The sequence below is a fragment of the Burkholderia sp. genome (genome assembly GCF_018375725.1).
Taxonomy (GTDB): domain Bacteria; phylum Pseudomonadota; class Gammaproteobacteria; order Burkholderiales; family Burkholderiaceae; genus Burkholderia.
The window spans coordinates 1-1,548 of record NZ_JAHACR010000510.1; the positions used below are offsets into that span (position 1 = coordinate 1).

2 protein-coding genes and 1 pseudogene are annotated in these 1,548 nt (G+C 73.3%); all 3 read right to left on the minus strand.

What is annotated here, in order from left to right:
* Positions 1–335: ATP-binding cassette domain-containing protein (locus KH616_RS24925; RefSeq protein ID WP_292254897.1), on the minus strand; the 335-nt coding region annotated here is incomplete at its 3' end.
* Entirely contained in the window at positions 332–1,084 is a 753-nt protein-coding gene (locus KH616_RS24930) for an ABC transporter ATP-binding protein (protein ID WP_292254900.1), read from the minus strand. The genes KH616_RS24925 and KH616_RS24930, both read right to left, overlap by 4 nt.
* Positions 1,081–1,548: pseudogene (locus KH616_RS24935) on the minus strand (branched-chain amino acid ABC transporter permease); the annotation flags it as partial. The gene KH616_RS24930 and the pseudogene KH616_RS24935, both read right to left, overlap by 4 nt.

Below are 1,548 nucleotides of genomic sequence, written 5' to 3' on the forward strand. Positions count from 1 at the left end.
CGTTCGTCCGCGCCGCTCACGCCGCGCAGCCCGAGCCGCAGGTTGTCGCGCACCGTCAGCAGCGGGAACACGTCGCGGCTTTCGGCAACATAGGCGACACCGCACCGCGCGATCTCGAACGTGCGCGCGCCCGCGCATTCGGCGCCGGCGATCCGCACCGAGCCGGCCGTGCGCACGAGCCCCAGCACGGCCTTCGCCAGTGTCGAGCGCCCCGAGCCGTTGCGGCCGAGCAGCGCGAGCGTCTCGCCCGGTGCGAGCGCAAGATCGACGCCGTCGAGCACGGGCTGCAGCCCGTACCACGCGCGCAGATCGCGAATGTCGAGCAGTGCGCTCATGCGCCGCCCTCACCCAGATACGCGGCGCGCACCGCCGGATCGGCACGGATCGCATCGGGCACGCCGGTCGCGACCACCGTGCCGCGCACGAGTACCGTGATGCGCTCGGCGAAACCGAACACCGCGTCCATGTCGTGCTCGATCATCAGCACCGTGCGGCCCTGCGTGGTCGCGCGGATCAGCGCGATCATCCGCGCCGCCTGCGCGCGGTTCATGCCGGCCGTCGGCTCATCGAGCAGCAGCGTGCGCGCACCGCTCGCGAGCGCGATTCCGAGATCGAGCGCGCGCTGCTCCGCATAGCTCAGTTCGACGGCCGGCGTGTTGCGCCGCGCGTCGAGACCGATGTCGTGCAGCACACGCGCAGCCGCGAGATCGACGGACGCCGATTCGCGCAGCCGGTTCCACCAGCGCCGCCGCTCGGCTGGCGCATGCTGTGCCGCGCAGCGCAGGCTGTCGAACACGGTCAGCCGCGCGAACACGCTCGTCTGCTGGAAACTGCGGCCGATGCCGAGGCGGCTCGCGACGACCGGCCCGCGCCCGCGCAGCTCGACGCCGTGCAGCACGACGCGCCCGCGCGTCGGCCGCGTCGCACCCGCGATCACGCCGAATAGTGTCGACTTGCCCGCGCCGTTCGGCCCGATCAGCGCATGCCGCTCGCCGGCTGCAATGCTCAGCTCGATGCCGTCGAGCACGGTCTGCGCACCGAAGCGCTGCACGACGCCGTGCAGCGCGATCGCGTTGCCGTTCATCGCACCTCCTCCCACTTGCCAGCCTGCGCGAACCGCGCGCGCCAGCCCCACAGCAGCGTGCCGATGCCGGCTGCCGAGCATGCGACGGTCCAGCCGGCCGGCGTATCGGCGTCGATGCGCCATGCGCCGAACGCGAAGCCGGCGCCGTCGCCCTGCGCGAAGCGCCACGCATAGCCGAGCTCGGCCGCGCCGACAATCGCGATGCCCCAGAACACACACGCGCCGACACCGCACAGCAGGCGCCACCGCTCGGCCGCCGGCGCGCCGCGCCGCAATGCATGCGCGAGCGCCTGCGCGATGCCCGCGATCCCGCGCGGCGCGGCCACGACGATCGCGACGAACAGGATGCCGAGATACAGCGCCCATGCACGCGACACGCCCGCCACGACGATGCTCAGCGCGGTCAGCACGGCGGCGCCGGCCGCCGGCCCGAAGAATGCGCCGGTGCCGCCGATCACAGCGGC